At 74.0% G+C, this 22,689-nt stretch carries 19 protein-coding genes; 12 read left to right on the top strand and 7 right to left on the bottom strand.

The genetic code is table 11. The features are described 5' to 3' along the window. Window positions 1–54: 54 nt before the first annotated feature. The 3 genes from ACIF8T_RS23680 to rhaI all read right to left on the bottom strand — a co-directional run bounded on the left by ACIF8T_RS23680 (window position 55) and on the right by rhaI (window position 4,814). The gene (locus ACIF8T_RS23680) at window positions 55–1,443 is read right to left on the bottom strand and encodes a rhamnulokinase family protein (RefSeq protein ID WP_400038215.1); all 1,389 of its coding nucleotides are present in this window, start codon (window positions 1,441–1,443) and stop codon (window positions 55–57) included. Window positions 1,444–1,505: 62 nt separating this feature from the next. Continuing rightward, window positions 1,506–3,545 (bottom strand): bifunctional aldolase/short-chain dehydrogenase, encoded by a 2,040-nt coding sequence (locus ACIF8T_RS23675; protein WP_400038084.1) that lies wholly within the window; start codon window positions 3,543–3,545, stop codon window positions 1,506–1,508. 108 nt (window positions 3,546–3,653) lie between these two features. Then, a complete protein-coding gene (gene rhaI / locus ACIF8T_RS23670) occupies window positions 3,654–4,814 on the bottom strand; it encodes an L-rhamnose isomerase (protein ID WP_400038083.1) in 1,161 nt (386 codons plus the stop codon). Window positions 4,815–5,074: 260 nt separating this feature from the next. Between rhaI and ACIF8T_RS23665 the strand changes: the two genes are divergently transcribed. From ACIF8T_RS23665 to ACIF8T_RS23625, 9 genes are all read left to right on the top strand, one after another. Beyond that, window positions 5,075–6,592: a sugar ABC transporter ATP-binding protein gene (locus tag ACIF8T_RS23665; protein WP_400038082.1), complete on the top strand. Its 1,518-nt coding sequence runs from the start codon at window positions 5,075–5,077 to the stop codon at window positions 6,590–6,592. Beyond that, window positions 6,589–7,629, top strand: coding sequence for an ABC transporter permease (locus ACIF8T_RS23660; protein ID WP_400038081.1), 1,041 nt, complete (start codon window positions 6,589–6,591; stop codon window positions 7,627–7,629). The genes ACIF8T_RS23665 and ACIF8T_RS23660 overlap by 4 nt, the downstream gene beginning before the upstream one ends. After that, the gene (locus tag ACIF8T_RS23655) at window positions 7,622–8,629 is read left to right on the top strand and encodes an ABC transporter permease (protein ID WP_400038080.1); all 1,008 of its coding nucleotides are present in this window, start codon (window positions 7,622–7,624) and stop codon (window positions 8,627–8,629) included. The genes ACIF8T_RS23660 and ACIF8T_RS23655 overlap by 8 nt, the downstream gene beginning before the upstream one ends. 65 nt (window positions 8,630–8,694) lie before the next feature. Then, window positions 8,695–9,777, top strand: a complete 1,083-nt coding sequence (gene rhaS, locus ACIF8T_RS23650; protein ID WP_400038079.1) for a rhamnose ABC transporter substrate-binding protein — start codon at window positions 8,695–8,697, stop codon at window positions 9,775–9,777. A gap of 64 nt (window positions 9,778–9,841) precedes the next feature. After that, window positions 9,842–10,162 carry an L-rhamnose mutarotase gene (locus ACIF8T_RS23645; RefSeq protein ID WP_400038078.1) on the top strand — a complete coding sequence of 107 codons (321 nt, stop codon included), beginning with the start codon at window positions 9,842–9,844 and terminating at the stop codon, window positions 10,160–10,162. A gap of 13 nt (window positions 10,163–10,175) precedes the next feature. Beyond that, on the top strand, window positions 10,176–11,588 hold the full coding sequence (locus tag ACIF8T_RS23640; protein ID WP_400038077.1) for a BNR repeat-containing protein: 1,413 nt from the start codon (window positions 10,176–10,178) through the stop codon (window positions 11,586–11,588). Window positions 11,589–11,680: 92 nt separating this feature from the next. After that, window positions 11,681–12,706: a LacI family DNA-binding transcriptional regulator gene (locus ACIF8T_RS23635; RefSeq protein ID WP_400038076.1), complete on the top strand. Its 1,026-nt coding sequence runs from the start codon at window positions 11,681–11,683 to the stop codon at window positions 12,704–12,706. 97 nt (window positions 12,707–12,803) lie between these two features. Continuing rightward, window positions 12,804–14,102, top strand: a complete 1,299-nt coding sequence (locus ACIF8T_RS23630; RefSeq protein ID WP_400038075.1) for an alpha/beta fold hydrolase — start codon at window positions 12,804–12,806, stop codon at window positions 14,100–14,102. 41 nt (window positions 14,103–14,143) lie between these two features. After that, on the top strand, window positions 14,144–14,887 hold the full coding sequence (locus ACIF8T_RS23625) for a PIG-L deacetylase family protein (RefSeq protein ID WP_400038074.1): 744 nt from the start codon (window positions 14,144–14,146) through the stop codon (window positions 14,885–14,887). Window positions 14,888–15,238: 351 nt separating this feature from the next. Here the strand turns inward: ACIF8T_RS23625 and ACIF8T_RS23620 are convergent, their stop codons facing one another. Next, the gene (locus tag ACIF8T_RS23620; RefSeq protein WP_400038073.1) at window positions 15,239–16,747 is read right to left on the bottom strand and encodes a cytochrome P450; all 1,509 of its coding nucleotides are present in this window, start codon (window positions 16,745–16,747) and stop codon (window positions 15,239–15,241) included. A gap of 118 nt (window positions 16,748–16,865) precedes the next feature. Here ACIF8T_RS23620 and ACIF8T_RS23615 point away from each other — a divergent pair, with 118 nt between their 5' ends. Both ACIF8T_RS23615 and ACIF8T_RS23610 read left to right on the top strand, forming a co-directional pair. Continuing rightward, window positions 16,866–17,474, top strand: coding sequence for a TetR/AcrR family transcriptional regulator (locus tag ACIF8T_RS23615; RefSeq protein ID WP_400038072.1), 609 nt, complete (start codon window positions 16,866–16,868; stop codon window positions 17,472–17,474). A 125-nt stretch (window positions 17,475–17,599) separates the two neighbouring features. Beyond that, window positions 17,600–18,328, top strand: coding sequence for a DUF2470 domain-containing protein (locus tag ACIF8T_RS23610; protein WP_400038071.1), 729 nt, complete (start codon window positions 17,600–17,602; stop codon window positions 18,326–18,328). Here ACIF8T_RS23610 and ACIF8T_RS23605 read toward each other — a convergent pair. From ACIF8T_RS23605 to ACIF8T_RS23595, 3 genes are all read right to left on the bottom strand, one after another. Continuing rightward, window positions 18,296–19,504, bottom strand: coding sequence for a lactonase family protein (locus tag ACIF8T_RS23605; protein WP_400038070.1), 1,209 nt, complete (start codon window positions 19,502–19,504; stop codon window positions 18,296–18,298). The genes ACIF8T_RS23610 and ACIF8T_RS23605 overlap by 33 nt on opposite strands. 323 nt (window positions 19,505–19,827) lie before the next feature. Then, window positions 19,828–21,078 (bottom strand): aromatic acid exporter family protein, encoded by a 1,251-nt coding sequence (locus ACIF8T_RS23600; protein ID WP_400038069.1) that lies wholly within the window; start codon window positions 21,076–21,078, stop codon window positions 19,828–19,830. A 436-nt stretch (window positions 21,079–21,514) separates the two neighbouring features. Next, window positions 21,515–22,009, bottom strand: coding sequence for an FBP domain-containing protein (locus ACIF8T_RS23595; RefSeq protein ID WP_400038068.1), 495 nt, complete (start codon window positions 22,007–22,009; stop codon window positions 21,515–21,517). Between the two features lie 340 nt (window positions 22,010–22,349). On the opposite strand from ACIF8T_RS23595, the gene ACIF8T_RS23590 reads away from it, so the two are divergent. After that, window positions 22,350–22,661, top strand: a complete 312-nt coding sequence (locus ACIF8T_RS23590) for a hypothetical protein (protein WP_400038067.1) — start codon at window positions 22,350–22,352, stop codon at window positions 22,659–22,661. Window positions 22,662–22,689: the final 28 nt, after the last annotated feature.

Raw genomic sequence — 22,689 nt, 5'->3', positions numbered from 1 at the left:
GGGTCGATGTCGATGGGAAGCGTAATCAGGGGCGGGGGACCGGGACAGTCCTCGTCACCCCGCGACGAGCCGGGCCTGCGCGGCCCGCCACCGTTCCGTGCCGCCGCGCGGCTCGTACCGGGTGAGCGGCTGGGTGCGGGTCAGCAGCGACCGCATGCCGGCCAGGTCGCCGACCAGCCCGTGCGCCCGGGCCTGCACCAGCACGTTGCCGAGCGCGGCGGCCTCCGTCGGCCCCGCCACCACCGGCAGCCCGCAGGCGTCGGCGGTCAGCTGGCACAGCAGGGCGTTGCGGGTGCCGCCGCCCACGATGTGCACCACGTCGACCGGGTGGTCCGCGAGCCGCTGGGCGTCCGCCACCGCCTTGCGGTGGGCGAGCGCCAGCGAGTCGAGGATGCAGCGCGTGATCTCGGCGGGCGTCGCCGGCACCGGCTGCCCCGAGGCCCGGCAGGCCTCGGCGATCCGCTCCGGCATCCGGCCCGGCGCCAGGAACGCGGCGTCGCCCGCGTCGACGACCGACCGCAGCGCCGGCACCTTCGCCGCCTCCAGCAGCAGCGCGCCCAGGTCCGGCTCGCCCCAGGCCCGCACGCACTCCTGGAGCAGCCACAGGCCCATGATGTTGCGCAGGTAGCGGACCGTGCCGTCCAGTCCCAGCTCGTTGGTGAAGTTGGCGGCCCGGCTCTCCTCGGTCAGCACCGGCGCGGCCAGCTCCAGGCCGGCCAGCGACCAGGTGCCGGTGCAGATGTACGCGAACCGCTCGCCCACGGCCGGGACGGCGGCCACCGCGGAGGCCGTGTCGTGCGAGCCGACCGTGGTCACCGGCACCGGACCGGTCAGCCCGGTCTCCTCCAGCACCTCCGGCCGCAGCACGCCCGCCGGGTCCCCGGGCCGCCGCAGCGGCGCGAACAGCCCGAGGTCCACCCCCAGCCGCTCCGCCACGTCGTACGACCACTCCCGGGTGCGCGGGTCGATCAGCTGGGTCGTCGAGGCGTTGGTCAGCTCGGTGCCCTGCTCGCCGGTCAGCCAGTACGCGAGCAGGTCGGGGATGAGCAGCAGCCGCTTCGCCGCGGCGAACTGGGCGGTGGAGCGGGCCGCGGTCAGCTGGTACAGCGTGTTGAACGGCGCGTACTGCAGCCCGGTCGCCGCGTACAGCTCGTCGGCGGGCAGGGTCGCCCACACCTTCTCCGCGACGCCCTCGGTCCGGCCGTCGCGGTAGTGCACGGGGTTGCCGAGCAGCGCCCCGTCGGCGTCCAGCAGGCCGTAGTCCACGGCCCAGCTGTCGATGCCGACGGAATCGGCCCGCCCCGCCGCGCGCAGCCCCTGGAGCACCCCCGCGTACAGGGACAGGACGTCCCAGCGCAGCCCCTCGGGCACCCGGACGGGCCGGTTGGGGAAGCGGTGGACCTCGGTGAGCTCCAGGCGGTCGGGGTCGACGCGGCCGACCATGACGCGCCCGCTGGACGCGCCGAGGTCGACCGCCGCGTACGACTTCACCGGTGCCACCGCCGTCACCGCAGGAACGCGGCGGCGACGCCGGCGTCGACCGGGACGTGCAGGCCGGTGGTGTGCGTGAGGTCGCCGCCGGTCAGCGCGAACACGGCGTTCGCCACGTGCTCGGGCAGCACCTCCCGCTTGAGCAGGGTGCGCTGCGCGTAGAACTCGCCCAGCTTCTCCTCCGGCACCCCGTAGACGGCGGCCCGCTGCGCGCCCCAGCCGCCGGCGAAGATGCCGGAACCGCGCACCACGCCGTCCGGGTTGACGCCGTTGACGCGGATGCCGTGCTCGCCGAGCTCGGCCGCCAGCAGCCGCACCTGGTGGGCCTGGTCGGCCTTGGTGGCGGAGTAGGCGATGTTGTTGGGACCGGCGAAGACGGCGTTCTTGGAGGCGATGTAGACGATGTCGCCGCCCAGGCCCTGCGCGATCATCACGCGGGCCGCCTCGCGGGAGACGAGGAACGAGCCGCGGGCCATGATGTCGTGCTGGAGGTCCCAGTCCTTCGCGGTCGTCTCCAGCAGCGGCTTGGAGATGGAGATGCCCGCGTTGTTCACGACGAGGTCGACGCCGCCGAAGGCCAGCACCGCCGCCCGGAACGCCTCGGCGATCCGCTCCTCGTCGGTCACGTCCACGGTCACGGCGACGGCCTTGTCCGGCCCGCCCAGCTCCTCGGCCACCTGCGCCGCGTTGTCGCCGTTCAGGTCCGCGACCACCACGCACGCGCCCTCGGCGACCAGCCGGTGGGCGATCGCCCGCCCGATCCCGCTGCCCGCGCCGGTCACCAGCGCCACCCGGGTCGCCAGCGGCTTCGGCTTCGGCATCCGCTGGAGCTTGGCCTCCTCCAGCGCCCAGTACTCGATGCGGAACTTCTCCGACTCCTCGATCGGCGCGTACGCCGACACCGCCTCGGCGCCGCGCATCACGTTGATGGCGTTGACGTAGAACTCGCCGGCCACCCGCGCGGTCTGCTTGTCCTTGCCGAAGGAGAACATGCCCACGCCCGGGACCAGCACGATCGCCGGGTCGGCGCCGCGCATCGCGGGGGAGCCGGGCTCGGCGTGCCGCCGGTAGTACGCGGCGTACTCCTCGCGGTAGGAGGCGTGCAGCTCCTTCAGGCGGGCGATGACCTCGTCCAGGGGGGCCGCCGGCGGCAGGTCCAGCACCAGCGGCCGGACCTTCGTGCGCAGGAAGTGGTCGGGGCAGGAGGTGCCGAGCGCGGCCAGCCGCGGGTGCTCGGCCCGGGCGAGGAAGTCCAGGACCACGTCGCTGTCCGTGAAGTGCCCGACCTGCGGCCGGTCCTGCGAGGCCACGGCGCGCACGTACGGCGCCAGCGCCGCCGCCCGCTCCCGCCGCTCGCCCTCGGGCAGCGGCTCGTACCCCTCGATCACCGGACCGAACGGCTCGGCCTTGCCGCGCTCGGCCAGGAACCGTTCCGCGGTGCGGATGATGTGCAGCGAGTTGCGCTCGCACTCCTCGGAGGTCGCGCCCCACGCCGTGATCCCGTGCCCGCCCAGGACGCACCCGACGGCCTGCGGGTTGGCCTCCTTCACGGCGGCGATGTCCAGCCCCAGCTGGAAGCCGGGCCGCCGCCACGGCACCCACACCACCGTGTCGCCGAAGCACTCGGCGGTCAGCTTCTCCCCGTCCGCAGCGCAGGCCAGCGCGATCCCGGAGTCGGGGTGCAGGTGGTCGACGTGCGCGGCCTCGACCAGCCCGTGCATCGCGGTGTCGATGGAGGGCGCCGCGCCCCCCTTGCCGTGCAGGCAGTAGTCGAACGCGGCGACCATCTCGTCCTCGCGCTCGACGCCCGGGTAGACGTCCTTCAGGGCCCGCAGCCGGTCCAGCCGCAGCACGGCCAGCCCCGCCTCGGTCAGGGTCCCGAGGTCGCCACCGGACCCCTTCACCCACATCAGCTCGACCTCGCCCCCGGTCACGGGGTCGGTCTCGGTGCCCTTCGCGGACGCGTTGCCGCCGGCGTAGTTGGTGTTGCGGGGATCGGAACCGAGCCGGTGGGAACGGGCGAGCAGGGCTTCGGCTTCGGGGTGAGGTGCCATGAGTGAGAGTTCCTTTTCAGAAGGGAGGGGTGGAGAAAGGGGCGCGGGGAACCGGGTGGACGGCCGCGAGGGGCCCGCCCCCCGGGGACGGCGGAACCGGGCGGACGCTCAGGCCCCCCACCCCGCCTGCTCCCCGCCGACCCGCTCGGCCACGATCTTCTCGGCCCACCCGGACCGCCGGTAGGCGGCGAGAGGCTCGGGGTCCAGCCCCATCTCCTTCCGCACCTCCCGCAGCAGCGGCCGCACGTCGGTGTTGTAGGCGTCCATCAGCACGGCGTTGGCCTCCAGCACGTCGCCCGAGGCCTGCGCCGCGGCCAGCGCGTCGCCGTCGACCAGCAGCGCCTTCGCGGTCGCCTCCTGCACGTTCATCACCGACCGGATGATCGCGGGGATCTTCGCCTCGATGTTGTGGCACTGGTCGAGCATGAACGCGACCTCGGGGGTGAACCCGCCCCCGCGCACCACCTCGTACATGATCCGGAACAGCTGGAAGGGGTCGGCGGCGCCGACCATCAGGTCGTCGTCCGCGTAGAAGCGGGAGTTGAAGTCGAACCCGCCGAGCTTGCCCTCGCGCAGCAGCGTGGCCACGATGAACTCGATGTTGGTGCCCGGGGCGTGGTGCCCGGTGTCGACCACGACCTGCGCCTTCGGCCCCAGCTTCAGGCAGTGGGCGTAGGCGGTGCCCCAGTCCGGGACGTCCGTGGTGTAGAAGGCGGGCTCGAAGAACTTGTACTCCAGCAGCATCCGCTGCCCCTCGCCGAGCCGCTCGTAGACCTCCGCGAGCCCTTCGGCGAGGCGGTCCTGCCGGGCGCGGATGTCGTCCTGCCCGGGGTAGTTGGTGCCGTCGGCGAACCACAGCTTCAGGTCCCTGGACCCGGTGGCGTCCATGATGTCGACGCACTCCAGCAGGTGGTCGACGGCCTTGCGGCGCACCGCCGCGTCGGGGTGGCAGATGCTGCCGAGCTTGTAGTCGTCGTCCTGGAAGGTGTTGGAGTTGATCGCGCCGAGCCGCACGCCGCGTTCCCCGGCGTGCTCGGCCAGGGCGGCGTAGTCGTCGACCTTGTCCCACGGGATGTGCAGCGCCACCGTGGGCGCGACCCCCGTGAACTCGTGGACCTTGGCCGCGTCGTCCAGCTTCTCGAACGGCGTGCGGGGGACGCCCGCCTGCGCGAACACCTTGAAGCGCGTGCCCGAGTTGCCGTACGCCCACGACGGCGTCTCGACGGCCTGTGTCTTGAGAGCGGCCTTCGCCGCGGCGAGCTCGGTCACGTCAGCTCCTGTGACATCGGGTCGTGAGACCAGCGAGTGAAACGATTCAGAAGGGGAAGCTATGGGGCGCCACGAGGGGTGTCAAGCCCTCGCGTCGCCCCCTCTTTTCGTGACCCTCGCGTGACCTTCGGCTATCGAAACTTTTTCGAACCGGACCCATTGACGTGACATGGGTGACGCGCTTAGCGTCCCGGCAACCCAGTTGAAACCTTTCACGACGCTGTGAGGGCCGTCCCGCCGGCGTCGTCGAGGAGCCCCCAATGACCCACCCGTCCACCACGGGTCCGGCCCCGGTCCTGGCGCTCAGGGACGTCTCCAAATCCTTCGGCGCGGTCCGCGCCCTGCGGGACGTCTCCCTGGAGCTGTTCCCCGGGGAGGTGCACGCCCTCGCCGGGGAGAACGGAGCCGGCAAGTCGACCCTCATCAAGACGCTCGCGGGAGTGCACCGGCCGGACGCCGGCCAGGTGCTGCTCGACGGCGAGCCCGTGGTCTTCCACGGACCCGGCGACGCCCGCGACGCGGGCATCGCCGTGATCTACCAGGAGCCCACGCTCTTCCCCGATCTTTCGATCGCCGAGAACATCTTCATGGGCCGGCAGCCCCGCCGCGCCCTCGGCCGGATCGACCACAAGGCCACCCACGCCGCGACCGCCGCCCTGATGCAGCGGCTCGGGGTCGAGCTCGACCCCGACCGCCCCGCCCGCGGCCTGTCCATCGCCGACCAGCAGATCGTGGAGATCGCCAAGGCGCTCTCCTTCGACGCCCGCGTCCTGATCATGGACGAGCCGACCGCGGCCCTCACCGGCAGCGAGGTCGCCCGCCTCTTCGGCGTCGTGCGCGCCCTGCGCGAACAGGGCGCCGCGGTGCTCTTCATCTCCCACCGCCTGGAAGAGATCTTCGCGATCTGCCGGCGGGTCACCACGCTGCGCGACGGCGCCTTCATCGCCAGCGAGCCGCTGGACGGCATGACCGAGGACGACCTCGTGCGCCGCATGGTCGGCCGCGACCTGGACGAGCTCTACCCCAAGCAGGACGTCAGCCCCGGTGAGATCGCGCTGAGCGTGCGCCGCCTGACCCGCGAGGGCGTCTTCACCGACGTCTCCTTCGACGTGCGGCGCGGCGAGATTGTCGGCCTCGCCGGCCTCGTCGGCGCCGGGCGCACCGAGGTCGCCCGGGCGGTGTTCGGCATCGACCGCTGGGACGCCGGCGAGGTCGAGGTCGACGGCAGGCCCCTGGTCAACGGCGCCCCGTCCACCGCCATGGCCGCCGGACTCGCCCTCGTCCCCGAGGACCGGCGCGCCCAGGGCCTGGTGATGGACATGTCCATCGAGCGGAACATCGGCCTGACCGGACTCCGTACGACCACCAGGGCCGGCCTCGTCGACCGGGGCGCCGAACGCAGCCGCTCGCTCGACTGGGCGGTGAAGCTCCAGGTCAAGTACGCCCGGATCGCCGACACCGTCGCCACCCTGTCCGGCGGCAACCAGCAGAAGGTCGTCCTCGCCAAGTGGCTGGCCACCGGCCCGAAGGTGCTGATCGTCGACGAGCCGACCCGCGGCATCGACGTCGGCACCAAGGCCGAGGTGCACCGGCTGCTCAGCGAGCTGGCCGCCGACGGCGTGGCCGTCCTGATGATCTCCTCCGACCTGCCCGAGATCCTCGGCATGGCCGACCGCGTGCTGGTGATGCACGAGGGCCGGCTCACCGCCGAGATCCCGCGCTCCGACGCCACCGAGGAAACCGTGATGGCCGCCGCCACCGGGAGGGCCGCCGCATGACGGTCACCGCCCCCGACCCCGCCACCGTCGCCGAGGTGCCCAAGTCCGGCGGCACCCGCCTGGTCGACCGCGTCTTCAGGATGCGCGAACTCGCCATCGGCGTCGTCCTGCTGGTGATGCTCGCCGTCACCCAGGCCGGCAACAGCGAGTTCCTCTCCCAGCAGGGCGTCAAGGACCTGCTGCTGAACGCCACCATCCTGGTCCTGGTCGCCACCGGCCAGTCCCTGGTCGTCATCACCCGCAACGTCGACCTGTCGGTCGGCTCCACCCTCGGCATCAGCGCCTTCGCCGCCGGCACCTACCTCCAGGGCGGCGGCAACCCGGCGGTGGCCGTGCTGCTGGCCGTCCTCATGGGCGTCGGCTTCGGCCTGCTCAACGGGCTGCTCGTCAGCCTCGGCCAGGTGCCCGCGCTCGTCGTCACCCTCGGCACGCTCTACATCATCCGCGGCATCGACTCCATCTGGGTCGGCTCCCGCCAGATCACCGCCGCCGACCTGCCCGGCTCCTTCGTCGACTTCGGCTCCGGCGGCATCTCGGCGGTGCCGTGGCTGGCCCTGATCGCCCTGGCGGTGCTGGTGGCGACGGCGTACTACCTGAAGCACTTCGGCAGCGGACGCGAGCTGTACGCGCTCGGCTCCAACCCGGAGGCCGCCCGCCTCGCCGGCATCCCTGTCCGCAAGCGGATCCTCGCCGCCTACACCTTCTGCGGCGCCCTCGCCGGACTCGCCGGCGCGCTCTACCTGGCCCGCTTCGGCAACGTCGACTCCGGCACCGGCAACGGCTACGAACTCACCGTCGTCAGCGCGGTCGTGGTCGGCGGCGTCGTCTTCACCGGCGGCTCCGGCAGCGTCTACGGCGCCGCCCTCGGCGCGCTGCTGCTGACCTCCGTCAACAGCGTGCTGCCCGCCCTCGGCGTCAGCTCGGTCTGGGTGCTCGCCATCAACGGCATCCTGCTCATCCTGGCCATCGCGGTCGACCGGGTCGTCGCGCTGCGCGTGGCCTCGGCCCTGAAGAAGAGGAACGCCCGCCATGCCTGAGTCCCTCACGCGTGCGATCCGGTGGGACACGGTGGTCGGCGCCCTGCTGATCGTGGTCCTGCTGCTGTCCTTCGGTTTCGTGGACGGCTTCGGCAACGCCCTGAACCTGTCCTTCCTCATCGGCAACACCCTGCCGATCGCGCTCGTCGCCCTGCCCATGACCCTGCTGGTGGTCTCCGGCGAGATCGACCTCTCGGTCGCCTCGACGGCGGGCCTGTCGGGAGCGGTGATGGGCGCCCTGTGGAACCAGGGCATGGCGATCGAGGCGATCATCCCGGTCTGCCTGCTGCTCGGCGTGGTCTGCGGCCTGGTCAACGGCCTGCTCGTGACCCGGCTCGGGCTGCCGTCCCTCGCCGTCACCATCGGCACGCTCGCCGCCTACCGGGGCATCGCCCAGATCGTGCTCGGCTCCGACGCGGTCACCGACTTCCCCGCGCCCTACCTGGACTTCGCGGCCGGCCGCATCGGCGACACCTTCGTCCCCTACGCCCTGCTGCCCTTCCTGGCCCTGCTCGCCGTCGCCGTCGTCGCCCTGCACGCCACCCCGTTCGGCCGGTCGCTGTTCGCGATCGGGGCCAGCGAGGAGGCCGCCCGGTTCACCGGCATCCGCGTCAAGCGGCAGAAGCTGGTCCTGTTCACGGTGACCGGCCTGATGGCCTCCCTCACCGGGATCTTCTGGGCGCTGCACTACGCCAGCGCCCGCTACGACAACGCCACCGGCCTGGAACTGTCCGTGGTGGCCGCCGTGCTGCTCGGCGGCATCGACTTCGACGGCGGCAAGGGCACGCTCGGCGGCGCGATCGCCGGCGTCTTCCTGCTCGGCGCGCTGCAGAACGTGATGAGCCTGCAGGACGTCTCCGCCCAGTCGCAGATCGTCGTCACCGGCGTCCTGCTCGTCCTGTCCGTCCTCGGCCCCCGGGTCGCCCGCCAGATCGCCGTCGCCAGGGCGGGCCGCAGGGCCGCGGCGCCGGCGTCCAAGGCACCCAGCCCGTCCCCGTGACCCCCCGGCCGCCCGCCCGTCCGCTCCTGCCCCGCCCCGCCCTCACCCGCAAAGGACCCACCGCCATGCGCACCGCCTCCCTCCGCCGCACCTGCGCGGCCCTGGCCGCCGTCACCTCCCTCGCCCTGGCCGCCACCGCCTGCGGCGGCACCACCAAGAAGGACGTCGAGAACGAGGGCGGCTCGGCCGCCGCCGCCGGCAAGGCCGACCCGGACGCCGCACTGAAGAAGGGCCTGACCGTCGGCTTCCTGCCCAAGCAGGTCAACAACCCCTACTTCACCACCGCCGACAAGGGCGGCGAGAAGGCCCTGAAGGAGCTCGGCTCCACCTACAAGGAGGTCGGCCCGTCCAGCGCCACCGACACCTCCGGCCAGGTCTCCTACGTCAACACGCTCACCCAGCAGCAGGTCGACGCGATGGCCGTCTCCGCGCAGGACCCCGGCGCGCTGTGCACCGCGCTGAAGCAGGCCATGAAGAACGGCATCAAGGTCGTCACCTACGACTCCGACACCAAGCCCGACTGCCGCAACGCCTTCATCTCCCAGGCGTCCGCCGAGGACCTGGGCCGCACCGAGGTCCAGCTGCTCGCCGAACAGATCGGCTACAAGGGCGAGATCGCGATCCTGTCCGCCGCGCAGACCGCGACCAACCAGAACACCTGGATCGAGTTCATGAAGGACGAACTCGAGGACCCCAAGTACAAGGACATGAAGCTCGTCAAGGTCGCCTACGGCAACGACGACGCCCAGCAGTCCTTCCAGCAGACCCAGGGCCTGCTCCAGGAGTACCCGAACCTGAAGGGGATCATCTCCCCGACCACCGTCGGCATCAAGGCGGCCGCCCAGTACCTGTCCGGCTCCAAGTACAAGGGCAAGGTCAAGCTGACCGGCCTCGGCACCCCCAACGACATGCGCAAGTACGTCAAGAACGGCACCGTCGAGGGGTTCGAGCTGTGGGACCCGGCCAAGCTCGGCGAGCTGGCCGCGCGCACCGCCGTCGCCCTGTCCTCCGGGCAGATCACCGGCAAGGAGGGCGAGACCTTCACGGCCGGCGCCCTGGGCGAGTACACCATCGGCAAGGACGGCGTGATCAACCTCGGCAAGCCGACCGTGTTCGACGCGAAGAACATCGACCAGTTCGACTTCTAGGCCGCCCGGCCCCGGCCCGGCCCGGCTTCGGGCCACGATCTCCACGACACGAAAGGGACCGCAGATGCGCCGCGTGTGCTTCCTGCTGAAGGTCCGGGCGGACCGCCTGGACGAGTACCGCGAGCGGCACGCCGCCGTGTGGCCGGAGATGCGCGACGCGCTCCGCGCCACCGGCTGGCACAACTACTCGCTGTTCCTGCGCGAGGACGGGCTGCTCGTCGGCTACCTGGAGACCGAGGACTTCGAGACCGCCCGGGCCGGCATGGAGGCCACCGAGGTCAACGCCCGCTGGCAGAAGGAGATGGCGCCGTTCTTCGAGTCGCTGGACGGCGCCCGGCCCGACGAGGCCATGGCCCCCCTGACCGAGGTCTTCCACCTCGACTGAACGGAGACCGCCCATGAAGAGACGCAGTGTGCTGGCCACCGCCCTGCTGGGCGTGGTCGCGGCACCCGGCACCGCCCGCGCCGCCGACCCCGGCCCGTCGGTCACCCGGACCGGCACCACCACGCTCGACACCCGGGCCCTGTACTTCGTGTCCTACGACGGACTGGTCAACAACAACTCCTTCCAGAAGAACGGCCTGCTCACCTACAAGGGCCACCAGTACGCCGCCTGGTACACGGCCGACCGCAACGCCGTCGTCGGCCGCCGCGCCCTCGGCGCGACCACCTGGCAGACCGTCAGGGTCGGGCACACCCTCCGCTACGACGACTCCCACAACGTCATCTCCATGGGCGTCTCCCGGGTGGACGGCCGCCTGCACCTGAACATGGACTCCCACAGCGACGGCTTCACCTACGTCAAGTCCGTCGCCGGGCTCCTGGACGACCCGGCCGGGCTGAGCTGGACCGCGAGCCGCTTCGGCACGCCCCGGCCCACGCTCGACGGGCTCACCCTCACCCCGCAGTTCACCTACCCGCAGTTCGTCGCCACCCCCGAGGGCCGGCTCCAGCTCAGCTACCGCGCCGGTGTCTCCGGCAACGGGCGCAACGCCCTCGCCGAGTACGACGGCACCAGGTGGACGGCGCTGGGGGAGTGGACCGGCTCGACCGGCACGTACACCAGCGAGCACGGCTCGTCCACCGCCCGCAACATGTACCTGCACGGCATCGACTACGACCGCAACGGCCGGCTGCACGCCTTCTTCACCTGGCGGGAGCAGAACGGGGCGGTGATGTGCGCGAGCGGCGGGATCACCAACCACGACACCGGATACGTCTGGTCCGACGACCGGGGCCGTACCTGGCGCAACGACGCGGGCGCGGTCGTGGGCGTCACCGGCGGCTCCGACCGGGTCTCCGTGACCGACCCGGGTCTGGTCGTGGACCCGCTGAACCCCGACCACTCCCTGATGAACCAGGAGAGCCAGTCCACCGACTCCGCGGGCCGGCCGCACGCGATCATCTCCTACGTGCCCGGCCGCTTCGGCCAGTGCACCACGGACTACGTCGCCGACCGCACCGCGAACGGCCGCGCCTTCCACGTCCGCCGCGACGCCTCCGGGAGCTGGCGGAAGACGGAGATCCCCGTCCCGCTGAACTCCAGCCAGCGCACCAAGCTGGTCCTGGACGCGTACGACAACGCCTACGCCGTCCTCCCCTACGGCCGGATCGCGGGCGCGTCGAAGGCCTCCGGCCACACCGACTGGAGACTGCTCTTCGACGGCGGCGGCCTCAACGCCTTCGGCGAGGTCGTCGTCGACGAGACGCGCGTCGCGCAGGACGGGGTGCTCTCCGTCCTGTACCAGGAGAGGTCCAGCGGCACGACCCCCTCGCCGCTGCGCGTCGCCGACTTCCGGCTGCCCGCCTGACCGGCCGCACCGCGCCGGCATGACGGTAATGTGAAGGCCCTCCGGCCGCCCCCCGTCCCCTTCGGACTCGTCCCTTTGGAGGTCCCTGCCCGATGGCCCAGTCGGTCGGTATCAAGGACGTCGCCCGCGTCGCCGGCGTGTCCGTCGGCACGGTCTCGAACGTCATCAACCGGCCGGAGACGGTCGCCGCCGAGACCCGGGCGCGGGTGCTGTCCGCGATCGACCGGCTCGGCTACGTCCGCAGCGAGTCGGCGCGCCAGCTGCGCGCCGGCCGCAGCCGGATCATGGGGCTGCTCGTCCTCGACATGGGCAACCCCTTCTTCGTCGACGTGGCGCGCGGCGCCGAGCGCGCCGCCCGCGAGGCCGGACTCGGCGTGATGGTCTGCAACAGCGCCCAGAACCCGCGCGAGGAGGCCGAGTACCTGTCGCTCTTCGCCGAACAGCGGGTGCGGGGCGTGCTGCTCACGCCCACCGACGCCAGCGGCCCCGGCATCGCCTCCTTCCGCCGCCACGGCATCCCCTTCGTCCTCGTCGACCGGGTCGCCGAGGGCACCACCGAGTGCTCGGTCTCCGTGGACGACGTGGCGGGCGGCGCGCTGGCCGTCCGCCACCTCGTCGACGCCGGGCACCGCTCCCTGGCCTACGTCAGCGGCCCGTCCGGCCTCAACCAGGTGCGGGACCGCCGCACGGGCGCCCTGAACGCCCTCGCCGAGGCGGGGCTCGGACCGGAGTGCCTGCGCGAACTGCCCACCGAGCGGCTGGACGTCGCCGCGGGCCGGGACGCCGGCGCCCGGCTCCTGGGCCTCGCCGACCGCCCCACCGCCGTCTTCTGCGCCAACGACCTGCTCGCCCTCGGCGTCCTGCAGGCCATGTACGCGGCCGGCGTCGACGTGCCCGACGACCTCGCGATCGTCGGCTACGACGACATCGAGTTCGCGGCCGCCGCGGCCGTCCCGCTCACCTCGGTGCGGCAGCCCGCCGTCACGATGGGCGCCCTCGCCGCCGGCCTGCTCCTGGAGGAGACCGAGGCGGAGGGCACCGCGGGGAAGCACGAGCACCGGCGGGTCGTCCTCCAGCCCGAGCTGGTGGTCCGCCGCTCCAGCATGTCCGCCCGCTGATCCGCGCTCAGGGACACCGCGTTCCCCGGCACGGCCGGCGCGGCACCGTGTGCTCCACTGGGACACGGTCCGCAAACCGTCCGTCCCGGGAGCCCCCTTGACCAGCTACCGCCAGCCCGGTGTCGTCCTCACCGACCGCCGCTTCACCGTGCCCCTCGACCACGACGACCCCGCCGGGGAGACGATCGAGCTCTACGCCCGGGAGGTCGTCGCGAGCGACCGGGCGGACCGGGACCTGCCGTGGCTGCTCTGGCTCCAGGGCGGCCCGGGCTTCGGCGCGCACCGGTTCGTCGGCCGGCAGGCCTGGCTCGACCGCGCCCTGCGGGAGTTCCGGGTCCTCCTGCTCGACCAGCGCGGTACCGGCGGCTCCACGCCCGCCAACCGCCAGACCCTCCCGCTGCGCGGCGGCCCCGCCGAACAGGCCGACTACCTCACGCACTTCCGCGCCGACGCGATCGTGCGCGACTGCGAGGCGATCCGCCCCGCCGTCACCGGCGGCGCCCCCTGGACCGTGCTCGGCCAGAGCTTCGGCGGCTTCTGCACGGTGACCTACCTGTCCCTGGCGCCCGAGGGCCTGTCCACCGCCCTGATCACCGGCGGCCTGCCCTCCCTGGACGCCCACGCCGACGACGTCTACCGGGCCGCCTACCCGCGCGTCGAACGCAAGGTCGCCGCCCACTACGACCGCTACCCGCAGGACGTGGAGCGGGCCCGGCGCATCGCCGAGCACCTGCTGACGCACGACGTGATCCTGCCGGGCGGCTACCGCCTCACCGCCGAGGCGTTCCAGTCCCTCGGCATCCTCCTCGGCACCGGTGACGGCAGCCACCGCCTGCACTACCTCCTGGAGGACGCCTTCGTCCGCACCCCGCAGGGCCCGGCCCTGTCCGACGCCTTCCAGGAGCAGGTGCAGGGCCTGCTGTCGTACGCCGGCCACCCGCTGTACGCGCTCGTCCACGAGGCGATCTACGGCCAGGACGCCCGGCCCACCGCCTGGTCGGCCGAGCGGGTGCGGGCGGAGTTCCCCCGGTTCGACGCGGCGAAGACCCTCGCGGGCGACGAACCGCTGCTGTTCACCGGCGAGTCCGTCCACCCCTGGACGTTCGACTGCGACCCCGCCCTGCGCCCCCTGCGCGAGACCGCCCGCCTGCTCGCCGCCCGCACCGACTGGACACCGCTGTACGACCCGGCCCGCCTCGCCGCCAACGAGGTCCCGGTCGCGGCGGCCGTCTACCACGACGACCTGTACGTCGACACGGAGCACTCCCTGCGCACCGCCCGCGCGATCCGCGGTCTGCGCACCTGGGTCACCGACGAGTTCGAGCACGACGGCATCCGGGTCGGCGGCCCCCGCGTCCTGGACCGGCTGCTGGCGCTGGTGCGCGACGAGGTCTGACGTCCCGCGCCGGGAGCGGGCCCGCGGGCTAGTCTGCGCACATGACCGAGCAGGCGACCACGCCCCTGGAGCCCATGCCCGCCGACTGGCGGCGCGCCCTGGCCGTCGTGGCCCACCCCGACGACCTCGAGTACGGCTGCTCGGCGGCGATCGCGGCGTGGACCGACGAAGGCCGCGAGGTCGCCTACGTGCTGGCGACCCGCGGCGAGGCGGGCATCGGCACGCTGGAGCCCGCCCGGTGCGGCCCGCTGCGGGAGCGGGAGCAGCGGGCGAGCGCGGCCGTGGTCGGTGTGTCCGTCGTGGAGTTCCTCGGCCACCGAGACGGCGTCGTCGAGTACGGCACCGCCCTGCGCCGCGACATCGCCGCGGCCGTCCGCCGCCACCGGCCCGAACTGGTCATCACCCTCAATCACCGCGACACCTGGGGCGGGACCGTCTGGAACACCCCGGACCACGTGGCGGTCGGCCGGGCCACCCTCGACGCGGTGGCCGACGCCGGCAACCGGTGGATCTTCCCCGAACTCCTCGCCCGGGGCCTGGAGCCCTGGGACGGGGTGCGCTGGGTCGCCGTCGCCGGGTCCGGCTCGCCCACGCACGCCGTGGACGCCACGCCCGGCCTGGACCGCGCGGTGCGCTCCCTGCTCGAACACCGCACGTACATCGAGGCGTTGACCGACGAGGACCCGGAGACGTACGCCCGGGACTTCCTCACCGGGCACACGCGGGAGACGGGGAAGCGGTTCGGGGGCAGGCCGGCGGTGGCCTTCGAGCTGTTCACGCGATGACCGACCGCCGGACGGCGGCACCGTGCCGCCCCGCGCGGCGGGGACTCCCCGGGGCGCTGCCCGGGCTCCCGCACCCGGACGTGGTGCCGCGGGCCGGCGCCCTCGTGGGGGGCCCGGCCGTCTCCCGGCCGGTGCGCGGCGCGGAGGCGGTGGCCGGCCGGGCGCTCGCCTTCGCCCGGTCCGCCGGGTCCGCGCGGCCGGCGCTCGGCGACGGCGCGGCCGGGGGCGTCCCGCACCGGACGGGCACCCGCGCCCGGTCAGCGGCGCCACCGCCGCCGCCGCCGACGGCCGGACCGCCGGTCCGTATGTCCTCACGGACCCCGCCGGGCGCAGGCGGTCGCCCCGCGGCCGTCAGCCGCTCGGGGTGTTCCCGCCGGCCGGGCCGGCCCCGGCCTCCCGCGCGGGAACGCGCGGGCCCGGTGCCCGTCGCTCCAGCCGCAGCCGCAGCCCTTCCGGCATCAGCGTCAGGCGCTCGGTGACCCGCAGCCGGTAGGCCGGGTCGGGCCGCAGTTCGTAGCGGCGCAGCAGCAGGCCGAGCACCAGCGTGGCCTCGTGCAGGGCGAACTGCCGGCCGATGCACGCCCGCGCCCCGGTGCCGAACGGCTTGAAGACGTGCGGGGGCCGGGACCGCACGGCCCGGGCGTCGAAGCGGTCCGGGTCGAACCGCTCGGCGTCCGGCCCCCACACCTCCGGGTCCCGGTGCAGCATGGGCGTCAGCACCAGCGCCCACGCGCCCCGCCGCATCGGATGGACGCCGGCCAGCTCCGTGTCCTCGCGCGCCTCCCGGGCGAACGCGGGGGCGGTGGGCCACAGCCGCAGCGACTCGTCCAGCACCCGGCGGACGTACCGCAGCCTGGCCACCTGGTCGTAGGCCGGTGCCGCCGACGGTCCCCAGACCCGGTCCACCTCGGCGCGGGCGCGGTCGGCGGCCTCGGGGTGCAGGGCGAGGTAGTGCAGCGCGAAGGAGAGCGCCCCGGAGGTGGTCTCGTGGCCCGCGACGAGGAAGGTGATGACCTGGCGGCGGACGTTCTGCGGGGAGAGCCGTTCCCCGGTGACGGGATGGGCGGTGTCCAGCATCCGGTCGAGCAGGTCCCCGGCGCCGCCCCCGCCGGCGCGGCGGGCCTCGACGAGGCCGTCGACCGTGCGGTTCAGGTGGGCGATGTCGGCCGCGTTGCGCCGGCCGGCGCCGCGCAGCAGCAGCGGGACCAGGGGCGCGGGCACGGTGTTGAGGCGCTGGGCGTGGGTGAGCGTGCCCACCATCGCCCGGACGAAGGGGTGCGGCCGGGCACGGTCGAAGGAGCCGAAGTCGTGCCCGAAGCCGGTGCGCGCGATCGTCTCCAGCGTCAGCTTCGTCATGTCGCCGGGCACGTCCACCGTCCGGCCGGCGGCCAGTGCGCGGTCCCAGTGGCCGGTCAGGCGCTCCGCCACGTCCAGCATCATCGGGTGGTAGCCGGCCATGGCCTCGCGGCTGAAGCCCGGCGCCAGCACGTCGTGCGCGAGCTGCCAGTTGGGTTCGTGGTTGTACGCGGTGAACAGGCCGTCCCCGGCCACCGGCCGCAGGTTGGCGATGCCGAGCCCGACGTGCTTGGCGAAGCGGGACTCGTCGGCGAGGTCGGCCACCAGACCCGCGCCCCACACGAACACGAACTCCTTGCCGAACGCCCGGCGCCGGAAGATCGGCCCGAGCCGCCGCGCGTACCGCAGCGAGTCCTGCACCGGGGTGCTCCGGCCGGCGCCGAGCACGTCGCCGAGGAACGGCAGCCGGTGCGGCGGGTGCGGTATGCGGTGCAGCGCGGGCCAGCCGTGCTCGGCACTGCGGAACCCCTTCGGCCGCGCGGTGTCCGTCGTCGTCTCCGCCATGGCGCGATCTCCCTCGGTCCACCGGCAGTCGATCGTGTGGTACGTCGGCGTTGTACGTCGGTTCAATAAGACGTCAGTCTCGTCCGGCTGTTGAACCGGCGTCAAGTAAAGTGCGGGCATGGCCGCGAACCAGGGGGAGCGCACCCGCCGCCGGCTCAGTACCGCCGAGCGCCGCGAGCAGCTGCTCTCGGTCGGCGCCCGGCTGTTCTCCGAGAGCCCGTACGACGAGGTGTGGATCGAGCGGGTCGCGGAGATCGCCGGCGTCTCGCGGGGGCTGCTGTACCACTACTTCCCGACCAAGCGGGACTTCTTCGCGGCGGTCGTCGAGCGGGAGAGCGAGCGGATGCTGCGCCTGACGGCGGCCGTGCCCGGCCTCCCGGTGCGCGAGCAGCTGGCCGCGGGCCTCGACACCTACCTGGAGCACGTCCAGGCCCACGCGCACGGCTACCGCGCCTTCCACCGCGCCGAGGCGGCGGGGGACCGGGCGGTGCGCCGGGTCTACCGGCAGGCACTGGCCGCCCAGGAGCGGCAGATCCTGGCGGCCCTCGCCGCCGATCCGGAGTTCGGCCCGGACTTCGGGGAGCGGCCCGGCGTGCGGCTGGCCGTGCGGGGGTGGCTGGCGTTCACCACGGCGGTCTGCCTGGAGTGGCTGCGCGGCGCGGAGTCGACCCGGGAGCAGGTGCGCGAGCTGTGCGCGCGGGCACTGCTGGGTGTTCTCGCGCCCTGAGGCGGCGCCGTACGCCCGCGGCCGCGCCGCACGCGCCGAGAGGTCCCGTGAAGATCGCACCCTCCGGTTGGCGCGCACTCCGATCTCCGATAGGTTAGGTGAGGCTTACCTAAGGGAGGTTTGGGATGGGTGACGACAGCCACAGCTGGACGGCCGTACCCGGCGCGGCGGAACGCGCCCGCTCGGTGCTCGCCGTCGCATGGTCCTGCGCGGTGACCGCGGAGGGCAGCCGCGAGGAGCTCGTCGGGGCGCACACCGTGACCGACGACGGCCGGGTGCTGCTGGAGGTGCCCGAGGACAGCGCCCTGCGCGCGGCCGCGATCTGCGCGCCCCGCGGCGAGCCGTCCGCCGTGCTGGAGTTCGCCGACGTCGCGCCCGTCCCGGTACGCCACCGGATCCGCGCCCGGCTGTGGCTCGCCGGCTGGTTCGCCGCCGAGGACGGCGCCCTCGCCTTCCGGCCCACGCGCGTCGTGCTGCGGCAGCCGTCCGGGGCCGTGGTCGTCGGCCTCGACGAGTTCGCCGCCGCCGCGCCCGACCCGCTGGCCGTCGCCGAGGCCCGGCTGCTGACCCACCTCGCGGACTGCCACCCCGACGCCGTCGAGCGGCTCACCCGGCTCGTCGACCACGCCAGTCTGCACGGCGCCGTCCGGGTCCAGCCGCTCGCCGTCGACCGGCACGGACTGACCCTGCGCATCGAACGCGTCCGCGCCCACGGCGACGTGCGCCTGCCCTTCCACCGGCCCGCCGACACCGTCGCGCAGCTCACCGAGCGCATGCACGTCCTGCTCGGGCAGGCGAGTGCCGCCGCCTGCCCCCGGTCCCTACAGCGGCAGCGCGCAGACGGCGACCGGTGACGCGAAGGGCCGGTCCGCCGCCCGCAGTTCCCCGCTGCCGGTGTCCACGTGGAACACGCTGACGCTGCCGGACCGCTGGTTCGCCGCGAAGAGCAGCGCCCCGTCCGGCGAGAAGGCGATCTGGCGGGGGAAGTCACCGCCCACCGGCACGGTGTCCAGCAGCCTGAGCCGGGCGCCGTCGTCCTCGACCGCGTACCGCGTGAGGCTGTTGTCGCCCCGGTTGGCGAGATAGGCGTGGCGGCCGTCCGCGGTGACCAGGATCTGCGCCGGGTAGCTGGTGCCCGGCCCCGTCCCCGTGGACTGCGGCTCGCCGACGGCCAGCCGGCCGGTGTCCGGGTCGTACGCGCAGACGGCCACCGTGTTGTCGACCTCGTTGGCGAGGTAGGCGTACCGGCCGCCGGGGTGGAAGGTGAGGTGGCGCGGTCCGGCGCCCGGCCGGGTGCGGGCCCGCGCCACCTCCGCGAGGGTGCCCTCCTTCTCGTCCAGCCGGTAGGTGTAGACGGTGTCGGTGCCCAGATCGACGGCGAGCACGTGGTCCCGGTCCGGACCGGTCACGATCTGGTGGGCGTGCGGGCCCTGCTGCCCCGGTCCGGGCGGCGGAGCGGAGTGCGTGACCAGGCCGGTGCGCTCGCCCAGCGCGCCCGAGGCCGTGATCGGGTGCACGGCCACGCTGCCGGAGCCGTAGTTGGCGCTGAACAGCCAGCGCCCGCCCGGATGCACCGACAGGTGGCAGGGGGCCGCGCCGCCGGTGCTCCGGCTGCCCAGGACCGTGCGGTCGGCGAGGCGGACGGCGGTCACGGCGCCGTCCTGCCGTTCGTTCACCGCGTACAGCGTGCGGCCGTCCGGATGCACCGCGAGGTAGGACGGGTCGCCGACACCGGTCAGCGTGCCGGTGCCGGTCACGCGGCCGGTGGCGGGGTCGTACGCGGCCAGCCCGATGCCCTTGCCGCCGCCCTCGGCGGAGGTGTACGTGCCGAGGTACAGGGGGCGCGGTCCTGAGGGGGTGCCGGTCCCCGCCGACGGGCCCGTGCCCGCGGCGGTCCGGCCGCCGGACGGCGACGGCGGTGCCGACCCGGCCGGGGCCGGCGCGCCGCCGCACCCCGGGAGGGCCACCGCGGCGGCCGCCCCCGCCAGGGCGCCGGCGAAGCGCCGCCTGCTCCAGTCACTGCTGCCCATCCGCGCACCTCGGGTCGTCGGCCGTCACGGTCGTGACCGCCACCCTCACCCGGATCACCCGCGGGCCGCAAGGACGGCCGTCCGCGTCGCGCGCCCGGCCACCGGTCGCCATCCCCCGACGGCGCAACCGGCGCGTGTCCGGCGGCGCGGTCCGGTGCGGGGCGGGCGCCACCGCGGCGCGTGATCGTCCCCGAGCCGGTCGCCGGCCGGCCCGACCGCCCCGGACGGGTCCGCCGGGGCCGGGCGCGGCCCGCCCCGGTCGCGGTGGTCGTGGCGGTCGGGGCAGGGCAGGCCCGCGCGGGTGCGCCGGCCGCCGGGCGCCGTCACCGGGAACGGTGCGCCGACGCCCGGCGGTCCCGGCGCCGGCCCGAGACGCGCAGCCGGTCCTGCAGCCGGGTCAGCCGTGGCAGGCGTTCGCGCTGCTCACGCGTGTGACGGTCCAGTTCCTCCAGCAGGCGGTGCGAGCGGTGCTCGGTGTCCATCTCGTCGAGGATGCGGTTGACCTCGGAGAGGACCGCGCCGTGCAGCTGCCACTGGCGGGCGTCGCGCTGCACCTCGTCCAGCAGCAGCTGGGCCAGCTTGTCGCGGGTGGCCGAGGCCTGCCGCAGCTCGGCGGAGAGCCGCTCCTCGGCGGACTCGGCGTTCGCGCTGACGCTGGTGGTGACCAGCACCGCGAAGCTCACCACCGCGTCGGCGATCTCGGACAGCAATTGCTCCACCGTCGCGCCCGTCTCCGGGGCGAACAGCGGCTCGGGCTCGCGCTCCTTCGCCAGGTCCGTCAGGCTGCGCGCCAGCACCCGCAGGACGACCGTGCAGATCTCCAGGGTGTCCAGGCCGGTGCGCAGCACGACCCGGTGCAGCAGGCCCTCGCGGACCCGCGGGTTGAGCCGCAGGCTGTCCTCGGCCTGCCGCAGCGCCGCGTCCACCTCGACGATGTCGTGGTCCAGGCGCCGCGCCTCGTGCAGGCGCTCCGCGGCCTGGTGCGCGGGCATGCGCCCCGCGGCCTCCTCGCCCATCCTCAGCATCAGCTGCCGCAGGCGCCGCGCCAGCCCCTCGATCGACTCGCCCGCCTCCTCCACCCACACCGGCGGGGCGAGGAGCAGGTTGAAGGCGAGCCCGACCACCGCGCCGATCAGCGTCTCCAGGATCCGCGCCCAGGCGGTGTCGCCGATGGAGGTCACGCCCAGCACGAGCATCGCGCTGATCGCCACTTCGGGCACGTACTCGTCGACCCGGACCAGGTGCCCCACGGCCAGCGAGGCCACGATCAGCAGCGCGAGACTCCACCAGGTCAGACCCACCAGCAGGCTGAACGCGATGGCGACGACGACTCCGGCGACCACCGCGTTGACCCGGCGGATGCCGTTCGTGAGGGTGGCGTACAGGGTCACCTGGACGACCAGCAGCGCGGTCAGGGGGGCGGTCAGGGGTGCCGCCTCCGGACTCAGGCGCAGCGCGATCACGTAGGCGATCGTCGCCGCGGCGGCCGAGCGCAGGGCCTGCACGACCACGGGGTCCCGGCGCCGCTTCACCCATTGCACGGTCGACGCTGTCCACTCACGTACTTCTTGCATTCTCTGGGCTGTTCCCCTTCCCCGGGCATATCGAACGCTTTCCTGATCGACGGTAGTCGCCCGGGGGAAGGACGGCGGTAACCGGCCAGCGGAACGCCCCGCGTGTTGCTGTGCGGTCCCTCACGCCATCCGTACGGCGGGACCGGCCGGGCGCGGCGCGGCTCGTGCGGGACGACGCCCGTCGGAGCGGCCCGGACCTGGCGGTTCGCCGCCACGGGGGAGCGGGTGACGCCGAGGGGGAAGGCCCGCCCCGGCAGCGGGCCGCGGCGCGCCGGAGGATCCGGTCCCGCACCCGGGCGCACGGCGGGCGCAGCTAATCGGCCACCGGTCATCGGTCGCCGGCCGCCGGCCGCCGGTCGCGGCAGGAGGCGGGGCGGGGCGCGGTGACCCGCCCGTCGTCCGGCCGGCTCGTCGTCCGGCCGGCGTGGCCGGGCCGTCAGGCGGACAGCTTGTCCAGGAAGGCGAACAGGTGGCCCAGGGTGCGGGCGATCTGCTCCTCCAGGGTCAGGCTCTCCTCGAAGCGGCCCCCGCTCTCCGGGACCTTCTTGCCGCGCAGGTAGAGCGAGCAGGCGAGGTCGGTGCACATGTACGCGCCCACCGAGTTGCCCTCCCGGCCCGCCGGGCCCGCCTTGCGCGCGGTCATCAGCGACACGCCGCCGCGGGGATGGGTCGTCAGGCACAGCGAGCACATGCTGCGGTGCAGGAAACCGCGCTGCGCGGGCTGGAAGCGCAGGGCCACGCCGACGGGCCGCCCCTCGCGCTCGGCGACCAGGTAGCTGCGGTCGGGTGCCCCCGGATCACGCCAGCCCAGGAAGTCGAGGTCGTCCCAGGGGCGCTCGGCGAGGTCCCGGGGGACGGCCAGGCGCTTGGCCTCGCCCTTCGAGCAGTTGACGAACGAGGTGCGGATCTGCTGCTCGGTGAGGGGTTTCACGGGGGGTCTCCTGGTCGTCCGGGGCTCGGGGCCCAAAACCTAGGGGGTCTAGGTTCGGAGGGTCAGCGTAGACAGGGCGGCCAGGGGGAGCCAACGGAATTTCGCGGGGCGACGTCACCGCGCGGGCGGGCGCCCGGGTGGCGGTGAGGACGGGCGAGCGGGCGCCGGGTGCGTGCTGCCGCGTCACACGATCGCTCCGCGGAGGGGCGCGGCGGCACCGGGGCGGGGTGCGGTCGCGCCGGTGGGGGCTCGCGGGGAGCCGCCGGGGTTTCGCCGGTGGGCGCGGAGGTACTCGCGTGGCGCCGTGCGGACGTGCAGGGCGACGCGAGAGGAGCAGACCGTGACGGACCACCGCAGCGAGGCGCCCGGCGAGAACGGCGCGCCCATCCCGCGGGACATGCCGGACCAGCAGGTCGGCGAGGGCGAGGACCCGTGGGACGTCGCCCCCGGCCGGACGGCGGACGGATCCGCCGAGGACGAGGCGTCCGGCGACTCCGCCGGCGCCGGGGAGACTGGCGCCTCCGACGTGCCCGACACGGACGAGGCCGGGTCGGGCCGACGGGGGGAGTCGCGCTCGGGCGGCACGCACCCCGAACAGCCGGTACCGGACGAGCCCTCCGAGCAGCCGGTACCGGAAGAGCCCTCCGGCTGATCCGGCCGCCCCTCGGTCCCTCCCCGGC

The sequence above is a fragment of the Streptomyces sp. NPDC085946 genome (assembly GCF_044540485.1).
GTDB lineage: Bacteria > Actinomycetota > Actinomycetes > Streptomycetales > Streptomycetaceae > Streptomyces.
The sequence above is the reverse complement of the archived record's forward strand: the minus strand, read 5'-3'. Positions and strand labels throughout refer to the sequence as shown.

Coding starts and splice junctions, on each gene's coding strand:
- ACIF8T_RS23680 (WP_400038215.1), bottom strand. CDS start 1,443: ATGGTCGGCCGCGTCGACCCCGACCGCCTGGAGCTCACCGAGGTCCAC.
- ACIF8T_RS23610 (WP_400038071.1), top strand. CDS start 17,600: ATGGGTGACGACAGCCACAGCTGGACGGCCGTACCCGGCGCGGCGGAA.
- ACIF8T_RS23665 (WP_400038082.1), top strand. CDS start 5,075: ATGACCCACCCGTCCACCACGGGTCCGGCCCCGGTCCTGGCGCTCAGG.
- ACIF8T_RS23675 (WP_400038084.1), bottom strand. CDS start 3,545: ATGGCACCTCACCCCGAAGCCGAAGCCCTGCTCGCCCGTTCCCACCGG.
- ACIF8T_RS23645 (WP_400038078.1), top strand. CDS start 9,842: ATGCGCCGCGTGTGCTTCCTGCTGAAGGTCCGGGCGGACCGCCTGGAC.
- ACIF8T_RS23615 (WP_400038072.1), top strand. CDS start 16,866: ATGGCCGCGAACCAGGGGGAGCGCACCCGCCGCCGGCTCAGTACCGCC.
- rhaS (WP_400038079.1), top strand. CDS start 8,695: ATGCGCACCGCCTCCCTCCGCCGCACCTGCGCGGCCCTGGCCGCCGTC.
- ACIF8T_RS23660 (WP_400038081.1), top strand. CDS start 6,589: ATGACGGTCACCGCCCCCGACCCCGCCACCGTCGCCGAGGTGCCCAAG.
- ACIF8T_RS23620 (WP_400038073.1), bottom strand. CDS start 16,747: ATGGCGGAGACGACGACGGACACCGCGCGGCCGAAGGGGTTCCGCAGT.
- ACIF8T_RS23635 (WP_400038076.1), top strand. CDS start 11,681: ATGGCCCAGTCGGTCGGTATCAAGGACGTCGCCCGCGTCGCCGGCGTG.
- ACIF8T_RS23640 (WP_400038077.1), top strand. CDS start 10,176: ATGAAGAGACGCAGTGTGCTGGCCACCGCCCTGCTGGGCGTGGTCGCG.
- ACIF8T_RS23600 (WP_400038069.1), bottom strand. CDS start 21,078: ATGCAAGAAGTACGTGAGTGGACAGCGTCGACCGTGCAATGGGTGAAG.
- ACIF8T_RS23605 (WP_400038070.1), bottom strand. CDS start 19,504: ATGGGCAGCAGTGACTGGAGCAGGCGGCGCTTCGCCGGCGCCCTGGCG.
- ACIF8T_RS23625 (WP_400038074.1), top strand. CDS start 14,144: ATGACCGAGCAGGCGACCACGCCCCTGGAGCCCATGCCCGCCGACTGG.
- ACIF8T_RS23655 (WP_400038080.1), top strand. CDS start 7,622: ATGCCTGAGTCCCTCACGCGTGCGATCCGGTGGGACACGGTGGTCGGC.